This window comes from Arcicella sp. LKC2W (genome assembly GCF_034931005.1).
Lineage (GTDB): Bacteria > Bacteroidota > Bacteroidia > Cytophagales > Spirosomataceae > Arcicella.
In genome coordinates, this window is sequence record NZ_JAYGIN010000012.1 from 197,831 (window position 1) to 219,224 (window position 21,394).

21 protein-coding genes are annotated in these 21,394 nt (G+C 35.8%); 14 read left to right on the top strand and 7 right to left on the bottom strand.

Features of this window, described 5'->3' with window-relative positions; all coding sequences use genetic code 11:
• Window positions 1-8 precede the first annotated feature (8 nt).
• The 6 genes from VB796_RS11685 (at window position 9) to VB796_RS11710 (ending at window position 4,624) form a co-directional block, all read left to right on the top strand.
• Complete coding sequence (locus VB796_RS11685; RefSeq protein WP_323346726.1) at window positions 9-818, top strand: hypothetical protein; 810 nt, start codon at window positions 9-11, stop codon at window positions 816-818.
• 576 nt (window positions 819-1,394) lie between these two features.
• The gene (locus tag VB796_RS11690; RefSeq protein ID WP_323346727.1) at window positions 1,395-1,889 is read left to right on the top strand and encodes a hypothetical protein; all 495 of its coding nucleotides are present in this window, start codon (window positions 1,395-1,397) and stop codon (window positions 1,887-1,889) included.
• 5 nt (window positions 1,890-1,894) lie between these two features.
• Entirely contained in the window at window positions 1,895-2,020 is a 126-nt protein-coding gene (locus tag VB796_RS11695) for a hypothetical protein (protein WP_323346728.1), read from the top strand.
• 406 nt (window positions 2,021-2,426) lie between these two features.
• Window positions 2,427-2,642, top strand: a complete 216-nt coding sequence (locus tag VB796_RS11700) for a hypothetical protein (RefSeq protein WP_323346729.1) — start codon at window positions 2,427-2,429, stop codon at window positions 2,640-2,642.
• 104 nt (window positions 2,643-2,746) lie between these two features.
• The gene (locus tag VB796_RS11705) at window positions 2,747-3,955 is read left to right on the top strand and encodes an anhydro-N-acetylmuramic acid kinase (RefSeq protein WP_323346730.1); all 1,209 of its coding nucleotides are present in this window, start codon (window positions 2,747-2,749) and stop codon (window positions 3,953-3,955) included.
• Window positions 3,956-4,114: 159 nt separating this feature from the next.
• On the top strand, window positions 4,115-4,624 hold the full coding sequence (locus VB796_RS11710; RefSeq protein ID WP_323346731.1) for an NUDIX domain-containing protein: 510 nt from the start codon (window positions 4,115-4,117) through the stop codon (window positions 4,622-4,624).
• 57 nt (window positions 4,625-4,681) lie between these two features.
• Here VB796_RS11710 and VB796_RS11715 read toward each other — a convergent pair whose 3' ends face one another.
• Window positions 4,682-6,052, bottom strand: coding sequence for an ethanolamine ammonia-lyase subunit EutB (locus VB796_RS11715; RefSeq protein ID WP_323346793.1), 1,371 nt, complete (start codon window positions 6,050-6,052; stop codon window positions 4,682-4,684).
• A gap of 339 nt (window positions 6,053-6,391) precedes the next feature.
• On the opposite strand from VB796_RS11715, the gene VB796_RS11720 reads away from it, so the two are divergent.
• The 5 genes from VB796_RS11720 to VB796_RS11740 all read left to right on the top strand — a co-directional run bounded on the left by VB796_RS11720 (window position 6,392) and on the right by VB796_RS11740 (window position 12,037).
• Window positions 6,392-7,042 carry a hypothetical protein gene (locus VB796_RS11720; protein ID WP_323346732.1) on the top strand — a complete coding sequence of 217 codons (651 nt, stop codon included), beginning with the start codon at window positions 6,392-6,394 and terminating at the stop codon, window positions 7,040-7,042.
• A complete protein-coding gene (locus VB796_RS11725; RefSeq protein WP_109741255.1) occupies window positions 7,039-7,296 on the top strand; it encodes an autorepressor SdpR family transcription factor in 258 nt (85 codons plus the stop codon). The genes VB796_RS11720 and VB796_RS11725 overlap by 4 nt, the downstream gene beginning before the upstream one ends.
• 24 nt (window positions 7,297-7,320) lie before the next feature.
• Entirely contained in the window at window positions 7,321-8,412 is a 1,092-nt protein-coding gene (locus VB796_RS11730) for a PDDEXK nuclease domain-containing protein (RefSeq protein ID WP_323346733.1), read from the top strand.
• Between the two features lie 48 nt (window positions 8,413-8,460).
• Window positions 8,461-9,069 carry a hypothetical protein gene (locus VB796_RS11735; protein ID WP_323346734.1) on the top strand — a complete coding sequence of 203 codons (609 nt, stop codon included), beginning with the start codon at window positions 8,461-8,463 and terminating at the stop codon, window positions 9,067-9,069.
• A gap of 157 nt (window positions 9,070-9,226) precedes the next feature.
• Window positions 9,227-12,037: a M16 family metallopeptidase gene (locus VB796_RS11740; protein ID WP_323346735.1), complete on the top strand. Its 2,811-nt coding sequence runs from the start codon at window positions 9,227-9,229 to the stop codon at window positions 12,035-12,037.
• A 177-nt stretch (window positions 12,038-12,214) separates the two neighbouring features.
• Here VB796_RS11740 and VB796_RS11745 read toward each other — a convergent pair whose 3' ends face one another.
• Window positions 12,215-12,724 (bottom strand): D-glycero-alpha-D-manno-heptose-1,7-bisphosphate 7-phosphatase, encoded by a 510-nt coding sequence (locus tag VB796_RS11745; RefSeq protein WP_109741259.1) that lies wholly within the window; start codon window positions 12,722-12,724, stop codon window positions 12,215-12,217.
• 376 nt (window positions 12,725-13,100) lie between these two features.
• Window positions 13,101-15,011: an ABC transporter ATP-binding protein gene (locus VB796_RS11750; RefSeq protein WP_323346736.1), complete on the bottom strand. Its 1,911-nt coding sequence runs from the start codon at window positions 15,009-15,011 to the stop codon at window positions 13,101-13,103.
• Between the two features lie 189 nt (window positions 15,012-15,200).
• On the opposite strand from VB796_RS11750, the gene VB796_RS11755 reads away from it, so the two are divergent.
• Window positions 15,201-15,362 (top strand): hypothetical protein, encoded by a 162-nt coding sequence (locus VB796_RS11755; protein WP_323346737.1) that lies wholly within the window; start codon window positions 15,201-15,203, stop codon window positions 15,360-15,362.
• Window positions 15,363-15,485: 123 nt separating this feature from the next.
• Entirely contained in the window at window positions 15,486-16,229 is a 744-nt protein-coding gene (locus VB796_RS11760; protein WP_323346738.1) for a hypothetical protein, read from the top strand.
• 94 nt (window positions 16,230-16,323) lie between these two features.
• On the opposite strand, the gene VB796_RS11765 is transcribed toward VB796_RS11760, so the two are convergent.
• The 3 genes from VB796_RS11765 to VB796_RS11775 form a co-directional block, all read right to left on the bottom strand.
• Window positions 16,324-17,568, bottom strand: coding sequence for a sulfate adenylyltransferase subunit 1 (locus VB796_RS11765; protein WP_323346739.1), 1,245 nt, complete (start codon window positions 17,566-17,568; stop codon window positions 16,324-16,326).
• Window positions 17,569-17,693: 125 nt separating this feature from the next.
• Entirely contained in the window at window positions 17,694-18,608 is a 915-nt protein-coding gene (gene cysD / locus VB796_RS11770) for a sulfate adenylyltransferase subunit CysD (protein WP_323346740.1), read from the bottom strand.
• 158 nt (window positions 18,609-18,766) lie between these two features.
• Window positions 18,767-19,447, bottom strand: coding sequence for a phosphoadenylyl-sulfate reductase (locus tag VB796_RS11775; protein ID WP_323346741.1), 681 nt, complete (start codon window positions 19,445-19,447; stop codon window positions 18,767-18,769).
• Between the two features lie 221 nt (window positions 19,448-19,668).
• On the opposite strand from VB796_RS11775, the gene VB796_RS11780 reads away from it, so the two are divergent.
• The gene (locus VB796_RS11780; RefSeq protein WP_323346742.1) at window positions 19,669-20,406 is read left to right on the top strand and encodes an ATP-binding protein; all 738 of its coding nucleotides are present in this window, start codon (window positions 19,669-19,671) and stop codon (window positions 20,404-20,406) included.
• A 227-nt stretch (window positions 20,407-20,633) separates the two neighbouring features.
• Here VB796_RS11780 and VB796_RS11785 read toward each other — a convergent pair whose 3' ends face one another.
• Window positions 20,634-21,287 carry a hypothetical protein gene (locus tag VB796_RS11785; protein WP_323346743.1) on the bottom strand — a complete coding sequence of 218 codons (654 nt, stop codon included), beginning with the start codon at window positions 21,285-21,287 and terminating at the stop codon, window positions 20,634-20,636.
• Window positions 21,288-21,394 lie beyond the last annotated feature (107 nt).

Sequence of the window (21,394 nt, forward strand, 5' to 3'; positions counted from 1 at the left end):
ATAATAAAATGCAAAACTTAAAAAATCATGGAGATATTTTAGAGAGAAACAATTATGAAATACTTTCTCAAATTAAAAATTATGAAGTCATCTGGTCAAAGTACATTGGAAATGATGGTACTGCAAAACCAGTAGAGATTTTCGGAATAGGTGAGGGAAGAAATATTACTCGTAAGTTAATTTGGCAATGGAATTATTCTATTTTCAGGAACTTGCTTATTTTAAAAAAAATATTGGAAGAAAATCCAAATGCACCAGAGGATGATGATGTTGGAAATAAGTTATTAATGTTTGAATCACAGTTACTACAAGCTGTATTTATAATCTATAATTCAATAGAGATATTTGACAAAATATGTGACATGTTAAAAAAAGAAGATGGGGAAATAACTATAACGAAGAAAAAAGAAAAAAGAGATTGTAAATGCAATGAAAACCAAATCTTAATTCAAGGAGAATATAGCCAAAAGTATAAAGATTTTTTAAATTTACGTCATTGGGTTACTCATAATGTAAGAATTGTTTACCGCCTTCAAGATGGAGTATTTTCATTACCTGATAATTTAACAGTTTTTGCCAAAACTAATAAAGAAGGTTATTTATGGGAGAATTTAGAGTCAAAAAGTAAAGACAATTTTCAAACAATAGATGTCTTTATTCATTCTTTCTACGAAAAAATATTGTCAGATTTTAAAATTATTCTTAAAAGAGAGCTTGATTTTTTTGAAAAAAAACGATACCCTACCATACAACAACTTGATGATTTAAAAGTTTATGGAGGCATTATCTCTGGGTCTTTTTCCCCAGACTGGTCGTAGGTTTAGCAAAGCGTTCTTCCTCAGTAGCTCGCATCTTGCGAGTTACGACTATTTTTTACTGCCGTTGTCTGTATCTCCACAGACAACTCAATGGTTTATTTTGTGAAATGATTGCCCCTTTGGTTCAAGCGAGGACGCTTGAACCAAAGAGAAGGACGCTTGAACCAAAGAGAGTTACGAGTATTTTTAGGCATCTTGCCTAAGTTAACGAATTCATGCAGGCTGGAAGCCTGATAATACCCGTAACTCGCAAGATGCGAGCTACTGATTTAGGCATAATTACTCTTCTGCCCTTGTCTGTGTCTCCACAGACAACTCAATGGTTTATTTTGTGAAATGATTGCCCCTCTGGTTCAAGCGAGGACGCTTGAACCAAAGAGAAGGACGCTTGAACCAAAGAGAGTTACGACTATTTTTAGGCATCTTGCCTAAGTTAACGAATTTATATAGGCTGGAAGCCTGATAATACTCGTAACTTGCAAGATGCAAGCTACTGATTTAGGCATAATTACTCTTCTTATTTCTTTGATTTTTAGAACATAATTGGTAAATTTATGATGATAAAAGTTCTAACCAATGCTTGATGTAGAAATTGATAAACTGACCAATTCAATAGAAAATGCTTTCACAGAAGAACGATTTTTGACTGATATTTTATCCATAAAAAATGACGAAATAATAGAAAAAGATTGGTTATTTGATTGGAAGAAGGAAAATAATAAATCTGGTTGTAAGGTTTTTAAACTTGTTACAAGAGGAAATGAGGATGTAATTCAAGGATTATTGAGTATATCTGACGGGAAAGACCATATTTTTATGAATCTCTTGGAAAGTGCTTCTTTCAATAAAGGTCAAAACAAGGTATATTTGGGAGTTGCAGGTAATTTAGTAGCTTATGCTTGTAAAGTTTCTCTTGAATCTGGTTACGATGGCTATGTAGTATTCGATTCAAAAACAGCTTTAATTGAACATTACATGGATAAATTGCAGGCAAAAAGGCTTGGTGGATTAAGAATGTATATTGACACAACTGCGGCATTTAGATTAATAGACAAATATTTTAATCAATAACTCAAATGAAAAAACAAGCAATACCCTTTGAGATTGAGTATATTCAATCCAAGCCTTTGAGTCAAAAGGAAAAAGAAAAACTGAGTGCTTTGATTTCAAAAAATAAATTAGAAATTCAAGCGAAAAAATAAGAAAAGCCTTAAATCTAATAGATTTAGGGCTTTTCGCCTTTGTTGGTGTTTTCCACCAACAATCGGACAAATAGTTTTATAGATGATTATTAATTTGTTAAGTGTAATACTGATTATCTGATTGCTTTCGCACGAGTTGTTGGAGGAAAACTCACAACAACCGCAAAAAATATCAGACAATCAGTAGCTCGCATCTTGCGAGTTACGGCTATTTTTAGGCATCTTGCCTAAGTTAGCGAATTCATGTAGGCTGGAAGCCTGATAATAATCGTAACTCGCAAGATGCGAGCTACTGAGCGAGAATCCCAACGTAGTCAAGGTTTTAAACCTACTGCCGTTGTCTGTGTCTCCACAGACAACGGCAGTAGGTTTATTTTGTGAAATAATTGTTCTTGTTTTTAATTAATTGGGGCTGGTCGTCTGTGAAAAACTTTCACAAAAGGAATTTGATAAACTCTGGGTATATAATTATCTGAAATATGATACAGCTACACACCAACAACGCCAACAAGCAGGAACATACTGTACACTCGAATATAGCCTTCAACATAAACCACATATCTGGGATTTTGATTCTCTTATCTTAGATGAATTAAAAGGCTTTTTGGCTTTGTTTGATTGAAATAAATTTTGCTCTTCCCCATACATCGAATAGCAATGGTTAAAAATAAGGTAAATAAATTCAAACTTCGTAAATTTGAATTTCATCATCAAATCTTTAACCTTATGAACAAGAACCTCCAAGCTCTCTACCAAATTGCCCAAAAACCTACTCGAAAAATTATTGGTTTAATGTCAGGAACATCAATGGACGGACTTGATGTGGCTCTTTGCGAGATTTCGGGTGCAGGTGAAAGTACCGAAGTTAAATTATTACAATTTGATACCGTTGATTATTTAGAAGAAATCAAAACAGAAATCCGTAAAGTTTTTGCCAAACAAACCATTGATTTTCAACACCTTGCTTTATTGAATGAATGGATTGGCGTACTTCATGCCAATATGATTTTAGAATGTCTAAAATCTTGGAATATCTCTCCTGCCGAAGTTGATTTAGTTGCCTCGCACGGGCAAACGGTCATGCACGCTCCCAAGATTTTGCACCTTCAAGAAAAATTCCCGAATGCCACTTTACAAATTGGAGATGGCGACCATATTGCCGTAAAAACAGGAATTATTACGATTTCTGACTTCCGACAAAAACACCTTGCCGCAGGTGGCGAAGGAGCTCCATTAGCCGTTTATGGTGATTACTTTATCTTTGGTAAAAAGGGTGAAAATCGCATTATGCTCAACATGGGGGGCATTGCCAATTTTACGTATTTACCCACAACCATGAATCCAGAAGAGGTTTTTGTGACGGATACAGGAACGGGAAATACACTAATTGATGCGTTCACAAGATTATATTTCCCAGAAAAAGCGTATGATAGAGATGCTGAAATTGCCCGACAAGGTTCAATAAATCAAGCCCTTTTGGAAGAATTAAAAGCTGATAATTTCTTTAAAGGGGCATTTCCTAAAACCACTGGACCAGAATTATTTAGTATCGAATATGTCAAAAAAGCACAGACGAGAAGTAATACAAATGATATTTTGGTAAATGATTTATTGGCAACTTTAACTCGTTTTAGTGCTGAGACAATTGCGGAAGCGATAAACTTTACGATTAATAATACTGCTTATGACATTAAAGACTTCAATATTTATATGTCTGGCGGAGGAATGCACAACCCATTATTGGTTGAATGGCTAAAGGAATTATTGCCTTGTAATTTTCTCAAAACAAACGACTTAGGTATTTCAGGCGATGCCAAAGAAGCCGTACTTTTTGCCATTTTAGCGAATGAGACGGTTTCAGGTGGAGAATCAGATTTTGGTTCTCGCAGAGGAATTCCTTCGGTTTCGATGGGTAAAATTTCGTTTCCAAGCTAATGTTTATTGCACGCAGATGACACTGATACTTCGTAACGCAGATTTAAAAGGATTTTATGTAGAAAACTTAACGCAGATTAAAAAGGGGGTATACAAAAATCACAATTCACTCAATCACAACTCACTCAATCACTAAATCACAATTTAAAAATGTCCAAAATGAAATTCTGTCCACAATGTGGAAAACCTTTGGAAACCCAATTTAGAGACGGCAAAGACCGTATTCAATGTACCGACCAAAGTAATGATTGCGGATATGTATTCTGGAATAATCCTACACCCGTAGTTGCTGCCATTGTTGAACACGAAGGCGATATTATTTTGGCTCGGAATGCCGCTTGGCCTGAGACTTGGTACGCCCTCATCACAGGATTTTTAGAAGCTGGAGAAACACCCGAAGAAGGTATTTTGCGAGAAGTAAAAGAGGAGTTAAACCTTGATGCTGAAATTGTGGAATTGGTAGGTTTATATGAATTTCACCGCATGAATCAGCTTATTATTGCCTATCACGTGCGGGCAACGGGCGAGATACAATTGAGCGAAGAATTGGTTGATTACAAACGTAAAAAAGACCATGAAATTCAGCCGTGGGCAGCAGGAACGGGCAAAGCTGTACAAGATTGGCAAGCCAAAAGGGGAATTTTTAATGAGGTTATTACTTTTAAATAGCGAGTAGTGGCGAATAGCATTCGCCTGTTAGGGCATTTTGGGGAATACGATTCGCCACTACAAATTCATCGCCTCTATCAATTTCACATCTCCCGATTTTAACCTCATTTTTTCATCAAAAATATTCATTTTCAATAACCATTCTTCAAACTCTGGGGCAGGTCTTTTCCCCAATAAATGTCGGATATAAAGAGCATCATGGAATGACGTACTTTGATAATGTAACATCACATCATCAGCTCCAGGAATCCCCATGATAAAATTGCAACCTGCTGTTCCTAAGAGGGTTAATAAAATATCCATGTCGTCTTGGTCGGCTTCAGCGTGATTGGTATAACAAACATCAACGCCCATTGGAAGTCCCAATAATTTACCGCAAAAATGGTCTTCTAATCCCGCCCGAATAATTTGTTTTCCATCGTACAAATATTCTGGGCCGATAAAACCCACGACGGTATTTACCAAAAGCGGATTAAAATGTCTCGCCACTGCATACCCCCGAGTTTCGCAGGTTTGTTGGTCGAGTCCATGATGGGCATTTGCCGAAAGTGAACTTCCCTGTCCTGTTTCAAAATACATCAAATTATTGCCAATCGTCCCACGATTTAGCGAAAGTCCCGCTTCGTAGCCTTCCTGTAAAATATTCAAATTAACGCCAAAAGAAGTGTTCGTTGCTTCTGTTCCACCAATCGACTGAAAAACCAAATCAACAGGAGCATTACGTTCAATGGCTTGAATGGTGGTGGTAATATGACTCAAAATGCACGATTGCATCGGAATTTCAAACTTTTGCCGAACCGCATCTAACATTTCTAAAAGTCGAATGACCGTCGGAATATTATCCGTCGCAGGATTTATCCCGATAACCGCATCACCGCTTCCATAAAAAAGACCATCAATCATACTGGCAGCAATTCCCCTAAAATCGTCCGTTGGGTGATTGGGTTGTAAGCGAGTCGAAAAACGCCCCTGCAAACCAATCGTTGTTCTGAATTTAGTGACAACCTCACATTTTGATGCTACGGTAATCAAGTCCTGCACTCGCATAATTTTGCTTACTGCCGCCACCATTTCGGGCGTTAGACCTTTCTGCAAACTCGTTAATATTTGTTTATCAACGGTTTCTTGCAAAAGAAAATCCCTAAAATCTCCAACCGTTAAATGACTTATGGAAGCAAATGCTTGTGCATCGTGCGTATCAATAATGAGCCGAGTGATTTCGTCCTTTTCATAAGGAATCAGATGCTCCGTCAAAAAAGTTGTAAGCGGAATATCCGCCAAAGCCATTTGTGCTGCCACTCTTTCTTGAGCAGATTTTGCAGCAACTCCCGCCAACTCATCCCCCGACCGCCGAGGCGTTGCCTTCGCCATCAAAGTTTTGAGGTCAGGGAAATGGTAGGTTATATTTTTGATGGTTTGTTGATACATTTTTGGGAAGTATTTTAATACAAAGAAAAGAGGTTTTGCCATTTCCCTTAACAAAGTTTTAGAAAATAGCTGATAATTATTTTCGGAAGTATATTCTTCTTGACGAATTCATAAATTGCCTTCAATAACCGCTGACGGGGTGAAAAACCGCCGTCAGGGTTCTTTGTATATAACCCTGACGGCGGTTTTTCACCCCGTCAGCGGTTGTGTCCTTCATGTATACATCCGATTATTTCGAGCATTTAGACAATCTTCTAAATATTTTCAGCAAAACATTTGGAAGTAAATAATCTTTATTTAGATATTTGTCTAAATATTTATTTACAAACATTTACAGCTATGAAAAAACCAAAAACTCTATTGACAATAATAATAATCTTGGCTTATGTTTCGCCATTGATTGTGGTCATTTTATTCCGTGACAAACCTTTTTTTGAATCGTTTTTCAGCTTTGCAATCGGGTTTATAGGGATGCTTACTGTTGCCTATTTTGGAAAATTAATCGAAATAATCAAAAGCATTTATAAGTCAGAAAGTGATGATTTTGAAAAGCTTAATTTAAAGTTAAAAATTATTTGGGCTGTGTTTTGTGTATTAACTTCGGTACTTATACTATATTATTCCTTCAATTATACGCCCAATTTAGGATATAACGCCTTTTTTATTCTTTTCGGAATATTCCTCATGATACAAGGAAATTACCAGAGTGTTTTACCTAAGAAAATGGGACTTCAAAACAGTATGACAGCCACTTATGGCGATACTTACGGTGATACTTTTTACAAGAAATCTCAAAAACTTACAGGCAAATTTGAATTCTATTTTGGCTTATTGGTAGTAATTATTTTCTTGATTTTACCCAATACTAAACAAGTTGCCGTTGGTGGAATATTTGGAATTTTCATACTTTACTATTTAGGCTCATGGGTCATTATTTACAAAAACACCCAAATTATTGCCGAATCTGAAGCTAAAAACAAAACCTCATGAACATACTTTTTAAAGCCCTAAATGATACTACCCGACGTGAGATTTTGGAAATGCTCAAAGACGGAGACATGAATGCGGGCGATATTGCCGATAAATTCAATATGACAAAACCCAGTATTTCCCATCACCTTGATTTACTGAAACAAGCCGATTTGGTCATTGCCGTAAAGAAAGGGCAATTTGTAGAATATTCCCTCAATATGACGGTAATGGACGAGATTATGGCTTGGTTTGTTCAGTTTAAAACACAATAATTTTACTCCTTAAAACAACGTCAAATGAACTTTGAACAATTAATAAATTCGATTGAATCTACTCACATCCAATTGTCCTCGCAGGCAGTTAAGCAGGTAAATAGTTTACAAACCATTAGAAATTGGCTGATTGGTTGCTATATCGTGGAATTTGAACAGAAGGGCGAAGACAGGGCAACCTATGGGAAACAATTACTCTTAAACATTTCACAACAAATGAAATTGAAAGGTAATATTGGGTTTTCAGACCGAAATCTTCGACAATTCCGACAGTTTTATTTGACTTATCCTCAAATTTGGCAGACAGTGTCTGCCAAATTCAAAAATGCAATTAACCAGTCAGTATCTGAGCAATTAAAAAATCCAAATGATGATTCATATCAGGAATTGATGCTACCTGTTGAAACGCTTATCAACACACTTTCTTTCTCTCATTTTATAGAATTATTACGCCTTGATTCTGATTTAAAAAGACGATTTTATGAAATAGAAACGGTTAAAAATGCGTGGAAAGTTCGAGAATTGGAGAGAGCAATTGATACTTTATTATTTGAAAGAACGGGACTTTCAACAGATAAAAAAGGGGTTATTGCAAAAATCAAAGACCAAAAGCCTTTTGAAGTCAAAGACATCGTTAGAAATCCTTATTTTTTAGAATTTATAGGTTTAGAAGAGAAATCTCAATATTCGGAAACTGATTTAGAAACTGCTATTATCAATCATTTACAATCGTTTTTGACAGAATTGGGGCGAGGATTTTGCTATGAAGCCAGACAAAAACGAATCACTTTTGGCAATACACATTATCGAATTGATTTAGTTTTTTATCATAGAATATTGAAGTGTCATGTATTAATTGACCTAAAATTAGGAAAATTTGACCATGCAGATTCTGGGCAAATGTTGATGTATCTAAATTATTTCCGTAAAAACGAAATGACTGAAGGCGACAATCCACCCGTAGGCATAATTTTGTGTGCAGACAAGGATGATGCTTTGGTTGAATATGCTACCGCAGGGCTTGAAAATGAATTATTTATCTCAAAATATATGCTTCAACTACCTGATAAACAAACACTTTTGAATTTTATAGAACAAGAATTGAAGAATCAATAATCTGTGTATTTACTCACTTAAAACGTTATCACTTAAAACATTTACACTATGAAAACCCCAAATTTAATTCAAAAAATTGCACTTTGCATCGTACCAATTTCCCTATTTTTTATTTCAAATCTACTAAGAAATGAAACTGGCAACAAAGAATCAACCTATCCATTAGCATTCATTTCTATTCTAAATGTTTCTATGACTTGCGTCTATATTTTTACGCAAAGAGATTCTTTTTTAAACGGAAATGATAAAATGATTTTTTTAGGAAAAAGAGTTGACCTACTTTTTACCATTAGCCAAGTATGTTTGGCAGGGCTTTTATATCTCTTTTACATTAAGTTTGGAAATATCATAAGCCTCTCAGAAACCTTTATTTTTATGGCAACCATGCTTTATGGCAACTATTATTCTCTAATTCCAATGCCTCCTGTTAATGTTTCTATGTATTTCGAAGATGAAGATATTTGGCGTAAAGTAAGCATTTTTAGAGGACGCATCATTTTTGGCATTGGCTTATTAGGCTTGCTTGCGGTACTATATTATTCTCCAAAAGGCATTGGCATTGAATATATGTTTTTATTATTGGTTGATATTGCAACATTTTTTGTACTCACCTACTTTTACGCAAAAAGAGAGTATTTAAAGAAATTTGACCGTTAGATATTTTCCAAACAACAATTTCCAAATCTTATCACCGTTATTCTACAAAATAACACTAAATTGTGCCTATGCTACGGGAGTAATTTTTCGTGCTACAAATTACCCCCTAATCTAAAATAAAAACACCTCTGTTGGGGTCAGAGGAACTCTATTTCAAATGAAAAAAATCACTACACTGGTTGCTGGTTTGGCGTTGGGGCTTCTTTCCAACCATGCAACTTTCGCTCAAGAAGATTTGAGCAAAATGCTTCTCCCAATGGATTCTCGGGTTAAAACGGGCGTTCTTCCTAACGGTTTAAAATATTACATCATGAAAAATGCTGAACCCAAAAATCGGGCTCAGTTGCGTTTGGCGGTTAAAGCGGGTTCGGTTCTCGAAAATGACGAACAACAAGGACTTGCTCACTTCATGGAACACATGAATTTTAACGGAACGAAAAATTTCCCTAAAAATGAATTGGTTAATTTCTTACAAAAATCTGGGGTTCGCTTCGGAGCAGATTTGAATGCTTACACGAGTTTTGACGAAACGGTTTATATGTTGCCCGTTCCGACAGATTCAATTGAGGTTTTCAAAAAAGGAATGCAAATTTTGGAAGATTGGGCTCATAATGCAACCCTCGACCCTTCTGAAATTGATAAAGAAAGAGGCGTAGTTTTGGAAGAATCTCGTACAGGAAAAGGGGCTCAGGCACGTATGCGTGACAAATATTTCCCTGTAATTTTGAATAATTCGCAATACGCAAAACGTTTACCAATCGGTAAAGACGATGTTTTGAAAAACTTCAAATATGATGTTTTAAAACAATTCCACCAAGACTTTTATCGTCCTGATTTAGAGGCTGTTGCCGTTGTAGGAGATATTGACGTGGATATGGTAGAAAAAATGATTATCGAAAAATTCAGCGGTATTCAAAACCCTGCCAATGAAAAGGAAAGAACAAAATATACAATTCCTTTGACGGGCGGAACAGACGTTGCGATTGTTACTGACCCTGAGCAACCGAATACGATTATCCAGATTTTGAACAAACAACCAAAACGCAAAGACGTAACTTATCAAGACCGTCGTGATGGTATGGTTCGTTCATTGTTCAACCAAATGTTATCGTCTCGTATTCAAGAACTTACGCAAAAAGCCGACCCTCCTTTTCAATTCGGATATGCTGGTTACGGTGGATTTTTAGGAAATCTTGATGCTTTCACTTCTTTCGTAGTTGCCAAAGGTGGAAATGTTGAAAAAGGTTTAAAAGCGATTTTAGAAGAAACTGAAAGAGCTAAAAAATTCGGGTTTGCTGCTTCTGAATTAGCTCGTGCGAAAACCCAATATATGGTCGGACAAGAGCGTGCTTTCAAGGAAAAAGACAAAACGGATTCTGAGCAAATGGCTGAAGGTTTAGTCGGAGCATTTACAGAAGATGAAAATTTGACTTCGCCAGATTTTAGCTACGATTTCACGAAGAAACATTTAGATGGTGTAAAATTAGAAGAAGTAAACGCTTTGAGTAATACATTGATTACGGCTGATAATCGTGCAGTAATTTTGATGGCTCCCGAAAAAGACAAAGCAACTTTACCAACCGAAGCACAAATCAGAGAATGGTTGAATACTGCGGGCAAAAACGTAACGGCTTACGTTGACCAAACAGTTGATAAACCTTTAATCGCAAAATTGCCAGTAGGTTCAAAAGTTACAGCAACTAAACAAATTCCAGAAGTAGGCATTACTGAATTGACATTTGCCAATGGCGTAAAAGCGGTTTTAAAACCAACTGACTTCAAAAATGACGAAATTTTGATTGGTGCATATAGCTTGGGTGGAACAAATTTGTACGCCGATAAAGATGCTGATAACGCTCGTTTGGCTTCTACAATTGCTTCAATTGGTGGTTTGGGAGAGTTTTCTTCAATCAATCTTCGTAAAATGATGACAGGCAAAGTAGCAAGAGTTATGCCGTACATTACAGGAACTTCCGAGAATTTCAACGGTTCAACTTCACCAAAAGACTTTGAAACCTCTTTGCAATTGATTTATAGCTATTTTACGCAACCACGTTTTGACGGAGAAGTTATCAAAGGGTTTTTAGCTACCCAACGTGATGCTTTGTCAAATCAGCAGAAAACGCTTACACCAGAGAAAGTTTATAACGATTCACTAAGTGCAATTTTGAGTAACTACGCTCCAAGAAATTTACCAATGACGGAGGAAAGAATGGAAAAAATTGACGCTCAACGTGCTTTTGACATTTATAAAGAACGTTACGCTGATGCTTCTGATTTTACGTTTGTATTAGTTGGAAATTTCAAAAATGAAGAGATTAAACCTTTATTAGAGAAATATTTAGGCGGTTTACCTTCAACAAAACGCAAGGAAACGTTTAAAGATTTGGGCATTCGTCCTCCAAAAGGAAAAGTGGAAAAAACACTTTATAAAGGAACAGAAGCTAAAGCACGTGTAACAATGGTTTGGTCGGGTGACTATGAAGTTACGCCCGAAAACGAAACACAAGTTGAAGCACTTTCAGAAGTGTTAGAAATCAAATTAATCGAAAAATTACGTGAGGAAGAATCGGGTGTTTATGGTGTGGGTGTAAGTGGTTCAACGACTAAAGTACCTGCAAAACGTTACAATTTCAGAATTGCCTTCCAATGTGCTCCAGAAAACGTGGAAAAATTGGTAAGCCGTACTTTAGCAGAAATCCAAAAAGTGAAAGATGCTGGAGCAGAAGCTACTGATATTGAGAAGTTTAAAGCAGAAACGAAACGTCAAACTGAAACGCAATTACGTGATAATGGCTTCTGGTTGGGTTACTTACAAGGACAATATCAAGACGGTGAAGACGTAAAAGAAGTATTGAAAGAAGACGAAATGTTGAAAAAAGTAACGGTAGAAAGTACCAAAACCGCTGCTAAAAAATATTTCGCTGAAAACATGATTAAAGTGATTATGTTGCCAGAGAAAAAGTAACTCAGACTTCAGTCTGAATCTGTCATAAACAAATAGACCACAGATTTAATAGATTTAACGGATTGACACAGACATTTATCTATGTAAATCCGTTAAATCTGTATAATCCGTGGTCTATTTTTATACTTTTGAAAATGAATTAATATCGTTTCCAGACTAAAGTCTGAGTTACTTTATTTACGCCAAAACTAATTCGCTTGCTCTTAGTAAATCACTGGTTGTAATTTCCGATTGCGATTCTTCTGGTTTTTCAGTTAAATGAATGGTTTTTACGCCCGCTTTTTTCCCCGCTGTAATGTCTCGGTGAGCATCACCAATCATCCAAGAAGTATTAGGGTCAATTTTATATTTTGCCATCGCTTTTTCAATCATCAAAGAATCAGGTTTACGTGTCAACGAAGCCGATGTAAATTTTTCGTGATGCGGACTGAAATAAATATCATCTAACAAATTACCACATTGCTCCTGAAAGTAATTATGGCACATTAAAACGTCTTCACGAGTATAAATTCCCTTCGCAATTCCTGATTGATTGGTAATCACAATCAATAAATATCCTGCTGCTTTTAATTTTTGGAGAGCCTCAATCGTACCTTCTGGAATAATTAAATCTTCAAGACGATATACATAATCGACTCTATCCACATTTAATACGCCATCACGGTCTAAGAAAATACATTTGTTCATAGTATTGTTTTTGGTACAAAAATTTTGATGAGTATAAGTTTTCAAAAAAATCACTTAGACAAATCAAATAAATAGGTATTCAAAATATGAATATATAATTATTTTTTTGTACAAAATATATAAATTAATTATAAAAGACAAATTTGTTCACAAAAAAACGCAGACTTTTTCATATTAGTCTGCGTTTTTTAAATTAATTATCAAGTGGTATAATCGTATTTAATGGTTATTTATAAACTAACCAGCTGACAATTAAGCCTTTATACAAAGTAAATCATCATAAAATAATCTTTACAAAACCACTAAATTTCTATGTTAGTTGGACTGATAAGTAGTACAGGTTTCCAACCTGTCTTTTCCAACCTGTTCTACTTTATTAACCTTCAAGAACCATATTATTCTCGTACTGTAATTTTACCAAATTAGCATAAATTCCGCCTTCAATTGAAATCAAAGCATCATGCGAACCTTTTTCGGCAACTTCGCCTTCTTTCAACACATAAATTGTATCAACATTACGGATAGTTGCCAAACGGTGAGCAATGATAATGGTAGTACGGTTTTGCATCAAAACGTCTAAAGCATCTTGCACCAGTTTCTCCGATTCAGAATCTAAAGCACTTGTGGCTTCATCCAACACTAAAATGGCTGGGTCTTTCAAAATAGCACGGGCAATGGCAATTCTTTGGCGTTGTCCACCCGATAATTTCACGCCACGTTCACCCACAATGGTTTGAAATTGCTCAGGGAAAGAATCAATAAAATCAAAGGCATTGGCTTTTTTGGCAGCGGCAATTACTTCATTTTCAGAAGCATTTGGGTTTCCGTAAGAAATATTCTCATAAATCGTTCCTCCAAAAAGCATTACTTCTTGCGGAACGATGGCAATTTTTTTACGTAATTCGGTTAAATCATAATCATTAATGTTTTTTCCTTCGACCAAAATTTCACCGCTTGAAAGTTTATAATATCGCATCAATAACTGAACAATCGTTGATTTCCCTGCTCCCGAATAACCAACTAAACCCACTTTTTCACCTGATTTTACCTCTAAGGATATATTCTTCAAAACTTCCATATCTGGACGAGATGGATACGCAAATGCGACATTTTTGTAAGCAATTTTAGGCGTTGAAGTTGCTACAACTTCTGACTTCCGACTTACCATTCTTTCATCGACACTTATTTCTGATTTCTCATCTAAAATTTCTAAAATTCTTTCTGATGCTCCAATCGTTCTCTGAATTTGGGCATACATATCGCCTAAACCACCAACTGAACCGCCAATGAAACCAGTGTAGATAATAAACGTGAAAAGGTCTTTAAAGGCTAATTCACCCTGTAAAACCAAGTTCCCGCCGTACCAAACCACGCCAACAACGCCACCAAAAAGCACGAAGATGATAAATGAGATAAATCCACCTCTGAATGTTGCCGCTTTCAAAGCATAATCAACCACTTTTTGAACCGATGAACTGTATCTTTTTACTTCTAAGGCTTCGTTGGTAAAGGCTTTTACGACATTGATAGACTGCAATGTTTCTTCCACGATGATATTCGTTGAAGCCAATTCGTCTTGTACTTTTTTAGCATTTTTACGGATAAATCTTCCGAAAATAATGGCAGCAACTACCAAAAACGGAAACGTCATCAACATAAAAAGCGTCAATTTGCTTGATAAAAACGAAATCAAAATGATACCACCCACGAGCGTGAAAATCTGACGAAAAAGTTCGGCTAAAGTGATTGAAAGTACATCTTGCAACTGCGTAATATCCGTAGTAATACGGCTCATGAGTTCACCAACACGGTTTTTCTCGAAAAATGGAATCGGTAACGTAATAATTTTGGTATAAAGAGCCTTGCGTAAGTCTCGCATTGATTGCTCCGAAACTCTTGTGAAAGTATATACTCTAAAAAATGAAAAAGCCGCTTGCAAAATCAACAGCACAACAAAAAGTATGGTAACGTCATTAAGCGTTAAATTAACCGATTGCGGACTTAGCATCGACTGTATTTTCTGCCCAATTCCGTTATTTGGAATATTAGCAAGAGCCTGATTAACAGGTTTTTGAGGCGAAACAATCGCTCCAACCATCTGCCCCATCAACAAGGGAATGCTCATGGAAGTCATCTGCGAGAGAACTAAAAATATAAATCCAATAAAGAATGTTCCTTTGTAGGGAAGTGTAAATCTAAAAATATTCAAGGCTTTGTTGAAACCTTCCTTACTCACTTTTTTCTTGTCTTCTGGGGCTACTTCTGCCCCGAAATTGCGTTTTGCCATTTTTTGTGTGGTATTTATTCCTTCAATCAAAACCGTAAAACATACGAAGTAGTTCGAGTTTTAGCTTGAGATTGCCATTAACGAAGTGCAAAATTAGGTTAAAAGAGGGTTTTAACTTAAAAGATGTTAAATGATTTGTGGCTTATTTAAAAAACTCCGTGTTTTGGGAAAATAAATTCTATCAAAATCATGAGAAAACTCTTCTTACTCACCTTTTTATCTTGCATTTACTTTTGTAGTTTTTCTCAAACTACTCGTTTAGAAGACCTTTGTCAGGTTTTTCATTTGCCCGATGGCAAAGACACAACAACATTCATTGTTTTTGGAACAAAAGAAGACTTGAAAATTTAAAAACCACTCTTTTTCTTCCGACAAGGCTCTCGTCCCGAACCTTTAATTGAGATTTATCAAGAGAAATATTACCCCCGATTTCCCTTTCAGATAAAACCGTACAAAAATGATTATCATTTCGTCATGGTTCAGAAGTTAGGCACTCGTTTAGTTGCCGACTCTACGTATATAGCAAAATTTGAAGAAGGTATGAAAACGGGAGATACCACATTTTTGAACCGAAAATATATGGTAAATAATAATCTTGATAAGGCTACTTCACAATGCAATCAAGTGATTAATTATCTGATAAAACAAACTTGGATTGATACGAAAAAAGTAGTGTTTTGTGGTGGTTCAGAAGGCTTTACCGTCGGGGCAAATTTGGTAGCAAATTTTAATAAATCTATTTCGCATACCATTCTTTTTTCGGGTCATGCAGGCAGACGATTTGAGTATGAAATTTTCCGTAATCGACAAGCTGTAAAAGATGGCAAAATATCAGCAGAAGAAGCTCAAAAACAAATTGACCAACTTTATAAAGGTTGGGAGGATGTTTGTAAATATCCAAAATCAGTTGATAAAAGTTTTGGAGATACCTATTACGCATGGCATTCTTTTTCCACCAAAAATTTAGATAACTTATTGAAAATCAACACACCATTGTACATTGCGTATGGAACAGAAGACAATGAAGTAACGATTGCTTTAGACTATTTACCTTTAGAATTTATCGAAAAAGGGAAGAAAAATCTAACATTAAAAGCTCATATCAACCACGACCACCAATTTTTTGAATTAAAAAAAGACGATTCTGGAAAAATAATTGACAGAATTTATCGAGGGGATGAAGTAGCAAAAGAATGGATGGACTGGTTGAAACAATAGGTGAATATTTATGAAATAACGGCAGAAAACACAGAAGTCGTCCTTTAAAAGGACGACTTCTGTAAAGATATAACATCAAATTTTGATACTTTTTCTACAAAACAAACCCAACACCAACCGTTGAATTAGTCTGGTCATCTATTAAAATAAATGCTCCGTTAGCAGGATTATCGGCGTATTTATCAGCAAAAATTGGCTTGGCTGTTTTGATAATAATATCGCCAATTTCGTTCAATTTTAATTCTGAAACGCCTGATTCAATCGTTTCTTGATTTACTACGTCAATTTTTGAACTTAAAGAAACAACTTTAGCTTTTGAATCGTTAATTCCATGTTGAAGCATATATGTTTTACCCGAAACCAAAGCCTGAGAATCCATCCAACAAATTCTTGCGGCAATTTCCTTTAATTGGCTTGGCTGATTGTCTGCTTTTACCAACATATTTCCACGAGAAACATCCACGTCAGTTTCCAAAGTAATCACTACCGATTCTTTCGCTCCTGCGGTTTGCAATTGCGTTCCGAATTTCTCGATAGTGGCAATTTTTGAAGTTTGTCCTGTTGGTAAAACCGTTACTTCTTCGCCTACTGAGAATGACCCCGAAGCAATTTTACCTGCGTAACCTCTATAATCGTGGAATTCTTCCGTTTTGGGTCTTACTACAAACTGCACTGGAAAACGAGCAGGCTTTTTGATTTCGTCAAAAGAAGTCGATTCTAATTCCGCCAATAAAGGCAAACCAGCGTACCAAGTCATTTCAGTTGCTTGAATCGAAATATTTTGTCCGTACAATGACGACATTGGAATAAAGGTAACTTCCTGTCCATCAAAAGAAACTTTATCAGCAATCGCTTGAATATCAGCTTTAATTGCGTTGAATTTTTCTTCCGAATATCCCACTAAATCCATCTTATTGACACACACAATTACTTTCGGAATGCGTAACATAGATGCGATGAAAAAGTGACGGTAAGTTTGTTCCAAAACACCATTACGAGCATCAATCAAAATCATAGAAACCTTGGTATTTGATGCTCCCGTAACCATGTTACGAGTGTATTCAAAGTGACCTGGGGTATCCGCAATGATGTATTTGCGTTGTGGCGTTGAAAAATAAATATTGGCTACGTCAATCGTGATACCTTGTTCACGTTCGGCGATAAGTCCATCAGTTAATAAAGAAAGGTCAAGAAAATCTAAGCCTTTACGTTTTGAAGCCGTTTCTAATGCTTCAATTTTATCTTTAGTGATTGACTTTGTTTCGTATAAAAGTCGTCCGATTAATGTGCTTTTGCCATCATCTACCGAACCAGCGGTTGCAATTCTGAGAATGTCCATTTTTTTATTGAGTAATTGAGCGATTGAGTGAATTAGTGATTGTAATCGAAATGAAAAATTACTCCATTTTAAGTGACGTGATAGTGTTATTCACTAAATCACTCAATCACAATTCACTAAATACATCAAAAATATCCTTGTTGTTTACGTTTTTCCATGGCAGCTTCCGAGCGTTTATCGTCGATTCTGGCACCACGTTCTGAGATTTCGGCAGAAAGAATTTCTCCAATAATATCATCTAATTCAACTGCTTCCGAAGCTACGGCAGCCGTACAAGTCATATCGCCAACGGTACGGAAACGAACGGTTGCCTCGAATGGAATTTCGTCAGCATCTTTGTTAAGGTGTTCTGAATCAGCCCATAACATACCATCACGCTCAATTACTTGACGTTGGTGAGAATAATAAATTGACGGAATCGCCATTTTTTCTTCTTTAATATAATTCCAAACGTCCAATTCTGTCCAGTTTGAAATCGGGAATACTCTTACATTTTCACCAATCGCAATACGTCCGTTCAACATATCGAATAATTCTGGACGTTGGCGTTTTGCATCCCACTGACCAAAGTCATCACGAACCGAGAAAATACGTTCTTTGGCACGAGCCTTTTCTTCGTCACGTCTTGCACCACCAATACACGCATCAAATTTGAATTCTTCGATAGCATCCAAAAGGGTTACAGTTTGAAGGGCATTTCTTGAAGCATATTTACCTGTTTCTTCCTTTGCTTTTCCTTGATTGATGGAATCTTGCACATATCTCACAATCAGTTCAGCACCTGTTTCTTTAGCAAGCCAATCACGAAATGCTACGGTTTCTGGAAAGTTATGTCCTGTGTCCACGTGAACCAATGGAAAAGGAATTTTACCTGGATAAAATGCCTTTTGAGCCAAACGAACAAGGGTAATAGAGTCTTTTCCACCCGAAAAAAGTAGAGCGGGTTTTTCAAACTGTGCCGCCACTTCACGCATAATGTAAATGGCTTCATCTTCAAGTTCACGAGGAAAAAATCCGTGCTTTGGAATTTCAGAATTCATAATATAGTCTTGTATGTATTATGTACTAATTATTAAGTATCAAGAAGCACATAAATTTCATTACAGATTCTTTTTCTTCAATATTGTACATTGATTATTGAGTATTAAGGGTTGATTTTTAACAAAATTATCAACTATTCTCTATTAATTATTCTCTATCAACTATGTAATCCACATTCTTTCTGTGAGGCTTCCCACGACCAACGTCCTGCTCTTGGATTTTCTCCTTCTTGGATAGCACGTGTACAAGGCAAACAACCGATTGAGATAAATCCTTTACGGTGAAGCGGATTGTCTGGCACTCGATTAGCTTTCAAATAATCAAGCACTTGCTCATAAGTCCAATGAATTAATGGATTGTATTTTATTACTTTATTGCCTTCGTCCCACTCTACAATTTTCATATCGGCACGGTTTTCTGACTGTTCAGAACGTAAACCTGTAATCCAGATTTCAGCACCTGCTAAGGCTCTTTTTAGAGGCTCAATTTTACGAATAAAACAACATTCTTTACGATTTTCAACAGAAAAATAAAAACTGTTGAAACCTTTTTCCTTTACCAACGCTTCTACTCTTGCGGTATTCGGAAAATATGTTTCGAACTCTTTCTTATACTTAGTTTTGGTAGAATCCATCAACTCATAAGTTTCTTGAAAAAGACGACCAGTATCCAAAGTAAAGACTCTGATATTCAAATCATTGCGAAAAATAGCATCTGTGATTACTTGGTCTTCTTGTCCGAAAGAGCTTGAAAATACTACATTGTTGTAGTTCTCGGTGATATATTTTAGACCTTCTTCCAATGAAAGATTGTCTAATTTCTCGATTAACGCTTGCATATTTATTGAAAATGAATGCTACAAAGTTTATTTCTTTGCTTAGCAAAACATGATTTATTATGTTTTAAGCTATTTTTTTTGCAAAGATAGATAAAGTCTATTGAATTAGTAGTTTTAAAGAAAAATTATTTGCCGACAATATAGGTTTTCGTAAGTTTTTATTTATTATCTTTAAGTAAAGCCTTGCGTTATTTATCAGCATACCCAAATCATAAAATATTATGAATCAAGGACTTGCAGCCTACTTCGAAAAAACTGATAGCCATAGCCGTGTTTCGGATATGAATTTGAAGGATTTAAAAAATCTGGTTCGTCAGGGAGAAGGCTCTACGCTCGAATTTAAACTAAAAGCCAATCATCCCGAAAAAATCATCCGTGAAATTGTTGCTTTTGCTAATACCAAAGGAGGAAAACTTTTGGTGGGTGTTGGTGATGATAAAACCATTTCGGGTTTAAAATTTGTGGATGAGGATGAATACATTCTGGTACGTGCCATTGAACGAAATTGCTTTCCTGCCTTACATTACGAAATAGAAAGAATAGCCGTTACTGATGAACGTGATGTATTGGTATTTTCAATTCCAAAAAGCTCTGACAAACCCCATTTTGTTCAACTCGAAAATGAAGAAAAAGGCAAAGCTTATGTACGAGTAAATGACCGTTCGGTACAAGCGAGCCGTGAAGTTAGACAAATTTTACGTCGTGAAAATGAGGAAGGAATCAAGTTTACTTATGGAGATAAGGAAAAGATTTTAATGGAGTATTTAGCTGAAAATCAAAAAATTACGATTGAGAAGTTTTCAGAAATTGCCAAAGTGCCAGTTTGGTTAGCTTCCAGAACTTTGGTTTTATTGGTCTTGAGCAATGTAATAAAAATTCAACCTGATGAGGTAATGGATTGGTATTATCTTTCGGAATTATCTACAATTTGTCGCAAGACAAAATTAGACCACGGATAGAACAGATAAAACAGATTTACACTGATTTTTCTTTAAATTTATCCGTGTAAATCCGTTGAATCAGTACAATCTGTGGTCTAATTTTATTCTGCGACAAATTGTAGATAGTTCCGTTATCTTTTGTAGGCGAGAAAAAGTTATAAGGAATGGACAAAGGGATAACCGTACACATTTATGTTTCCAATCTTTTTTTGTTTACTCATTTCCACTTTCCTCTCAACCCCCTCCTATTTTTTCTCATAATAAGGAGTGGTTTCTGGCACTTCAATAACGGGTGGTTTCCAGAGAATTTTTTTTCCAAATTTGAAAGTAATTCCTGCATTTAAACTCACTAAATTATTATACCCTTCTGAGTACGTAATTCCTGTATATTTTACTTTGACGAAAATCCCTAATCGGTCGGCATATTCTTGTAAATGAATACCCAAACTTGGTGAAAAGCCCCAATTTAGTCTTGTGCCAGTTTCTAAAGGTGGTACATAACTCCGATAAACTTCATTAATTTGAGAATCGTATTTTGTATAAAAAGCTCCTGTTTCAAGTCCAACAAAAGGTTTTACCAAGGTTTTACTTAAAAGATAATACTCACCTCCTACCGTCAGTGGCACTACGGTTTTATAAGAATACCCAAAAACTTTTGATGAATAATCGTAATTAGAAACTGCCACCAAAGCCAAACGCATATCGTAAGCTCCCGTTGTTGCGGTCGTTCTGAATTTATCTGAATGGTGCTTTCTTAAACTCAATTCAAAACCCGAACCCGCAAAATTAGCTTCATGTCCAAAGCCTTTTTCAACGGCATAACTAAAACTCGTGCTGACTTGAATTTGAGCAGTTGTTAAGAAAGGTATCAATAAGAAAAATAGTAATAGTTTTTTCATATCGTTTGGTGGGTCAGTTTGACGAATCTATTGAACTTGAAAACATTTAACGAATATAGGAAATTATTTATTACGCTACTTGACTGATTGTCAATTAATTGCAGAAT

Coding starts and splice junctions, on each gene's coding strand:
- VB796_RS11685 (WP_323346726.1), top strand. CDS start 9: ATGCAAAACTTAAAAAATCATGGAGATATTTTAGAGAGAAACAATTAT.
- VB796_RS11690 (WP_323346727.1), top strand. CDS start 1,395: ATGCTTGATGTAGAAATTGATAAACTGACCAATTCAATAGAAAATGCT.
- VB796_RS11695 (WP_323346728.1), top strand. CDS start 1,895: ATGAAAAAACAAGCAATACCCTTTGAGATTGAGTATATTCAATCCAAG.
- VB796_RS11705 (WP_323346730.1), top strand. CDS start 2,747: ATGAACAAGAACCTCCAAGCTCTCTACCAAATTGCCCAAAAACCTACT.
- VB796_RS11710 (WP_323346731.1), top strand. CDS start 4,115: ATGAAATTCTGTCCACAATGTGGAAAACCTTTGGAAACCCAATTTAGA.
- VB796_RS11715 (WP_323346793.1), bottom strand. CDS start 6,052: ATGTATCAACAAACCATCAAAAATATAACCTACCATTTCCCTGACCTC.
- VB796_RS11720 (WP_323346732.1), top strand. CDS start 6,392: ATGAAAAAACCAAAAACTCTATTGACAATAATAATAATCTTGGCTTAT.
- VB796_RS11725 (WP_109741255.1), top strand. CDS start 7,039: ATGAACATACTTTTTAAAGCCCTAAATGATACTACCCGACGTGAGATT.
- VB796_RS11730 (WP_323346733.1), top strand. CDS start 7,321: ATGAACTTTGAACAATTAATAAATTCGATTGAATCTACTCACATCCAA.
- VB796_RS11735 (WP_323346734.1), top strand. CDS start 8,461: ATGAAAACCCCAAATTTAATTCAAAAAATTGCACTTTGCATCGTACCA.
- VB796_RS11740 (WP_323346735.1), top strand. CDS start 9,227: ATGAAAAAAATCACTACACTGGTTGCTGGTTTGGCGTTGGGGCTTCTT.
- VB796_RS11745 (WP_109741259.1), bottom strand. CDS start 12,724: ATGAACAAATGTATTTTCTTAGACCGTGATGGCGTATTAAATGTGGAT.
- VB796_RS11750 (WP_323346736.1), bottom strand. CDS start 15,011: ATGGCAAAACGCAATTTCGGGGCAGAAGTAGCCCCAGAAGACAAGAAA.
- VB796_RS11755 (WP_323346737.1), top strand. CDS start 15,201: ATGAGAAAACTCTTCTTACTCACCTTTTTATCTTGCATTTACTTTTGT.
- VB796_RS11760 (WP_323346738.1), top strand. CDS start 15,486: ATGGTTCAGAAGTTAGGCACTCGTTTAGTTGCCGACTCTACGTATATA.
- VB796_RS11765 (WP_323346739.1), bottom strand. CDS start 17,568: ATGGACATTCTCAGAATTGCAACCGCTGGTTCGGTAGATGATGGCAAA.
- cysD (WP_323346740.1), bottom strand. CDS start 18,608: ATGAATTCTGAAATTCCAAAGCACGGATTTTTTCCTCGTGAACTTGAA.
- VB796_RS11775 (WP_323346741.1), bottom strand. CDS start 19,447: ATGCAAGCGTTAATCGAGAAATTAGACAATCTTTCATTGGAAGAAGGT.
- VB796_RS11780 (WP_323346742.1), top strand. CDS start 19,669: ATGAATCAAGGACTTGCAGCCTACTTCGAAAAAACTGATAGCCATAGC.
- VB796_RS11785 (WP_323346743.1), bottom strand. CDS start 21,287: ATGAAAAAACTATTACTATTTTTCTTATTGATACCTTTCTTAACAACT.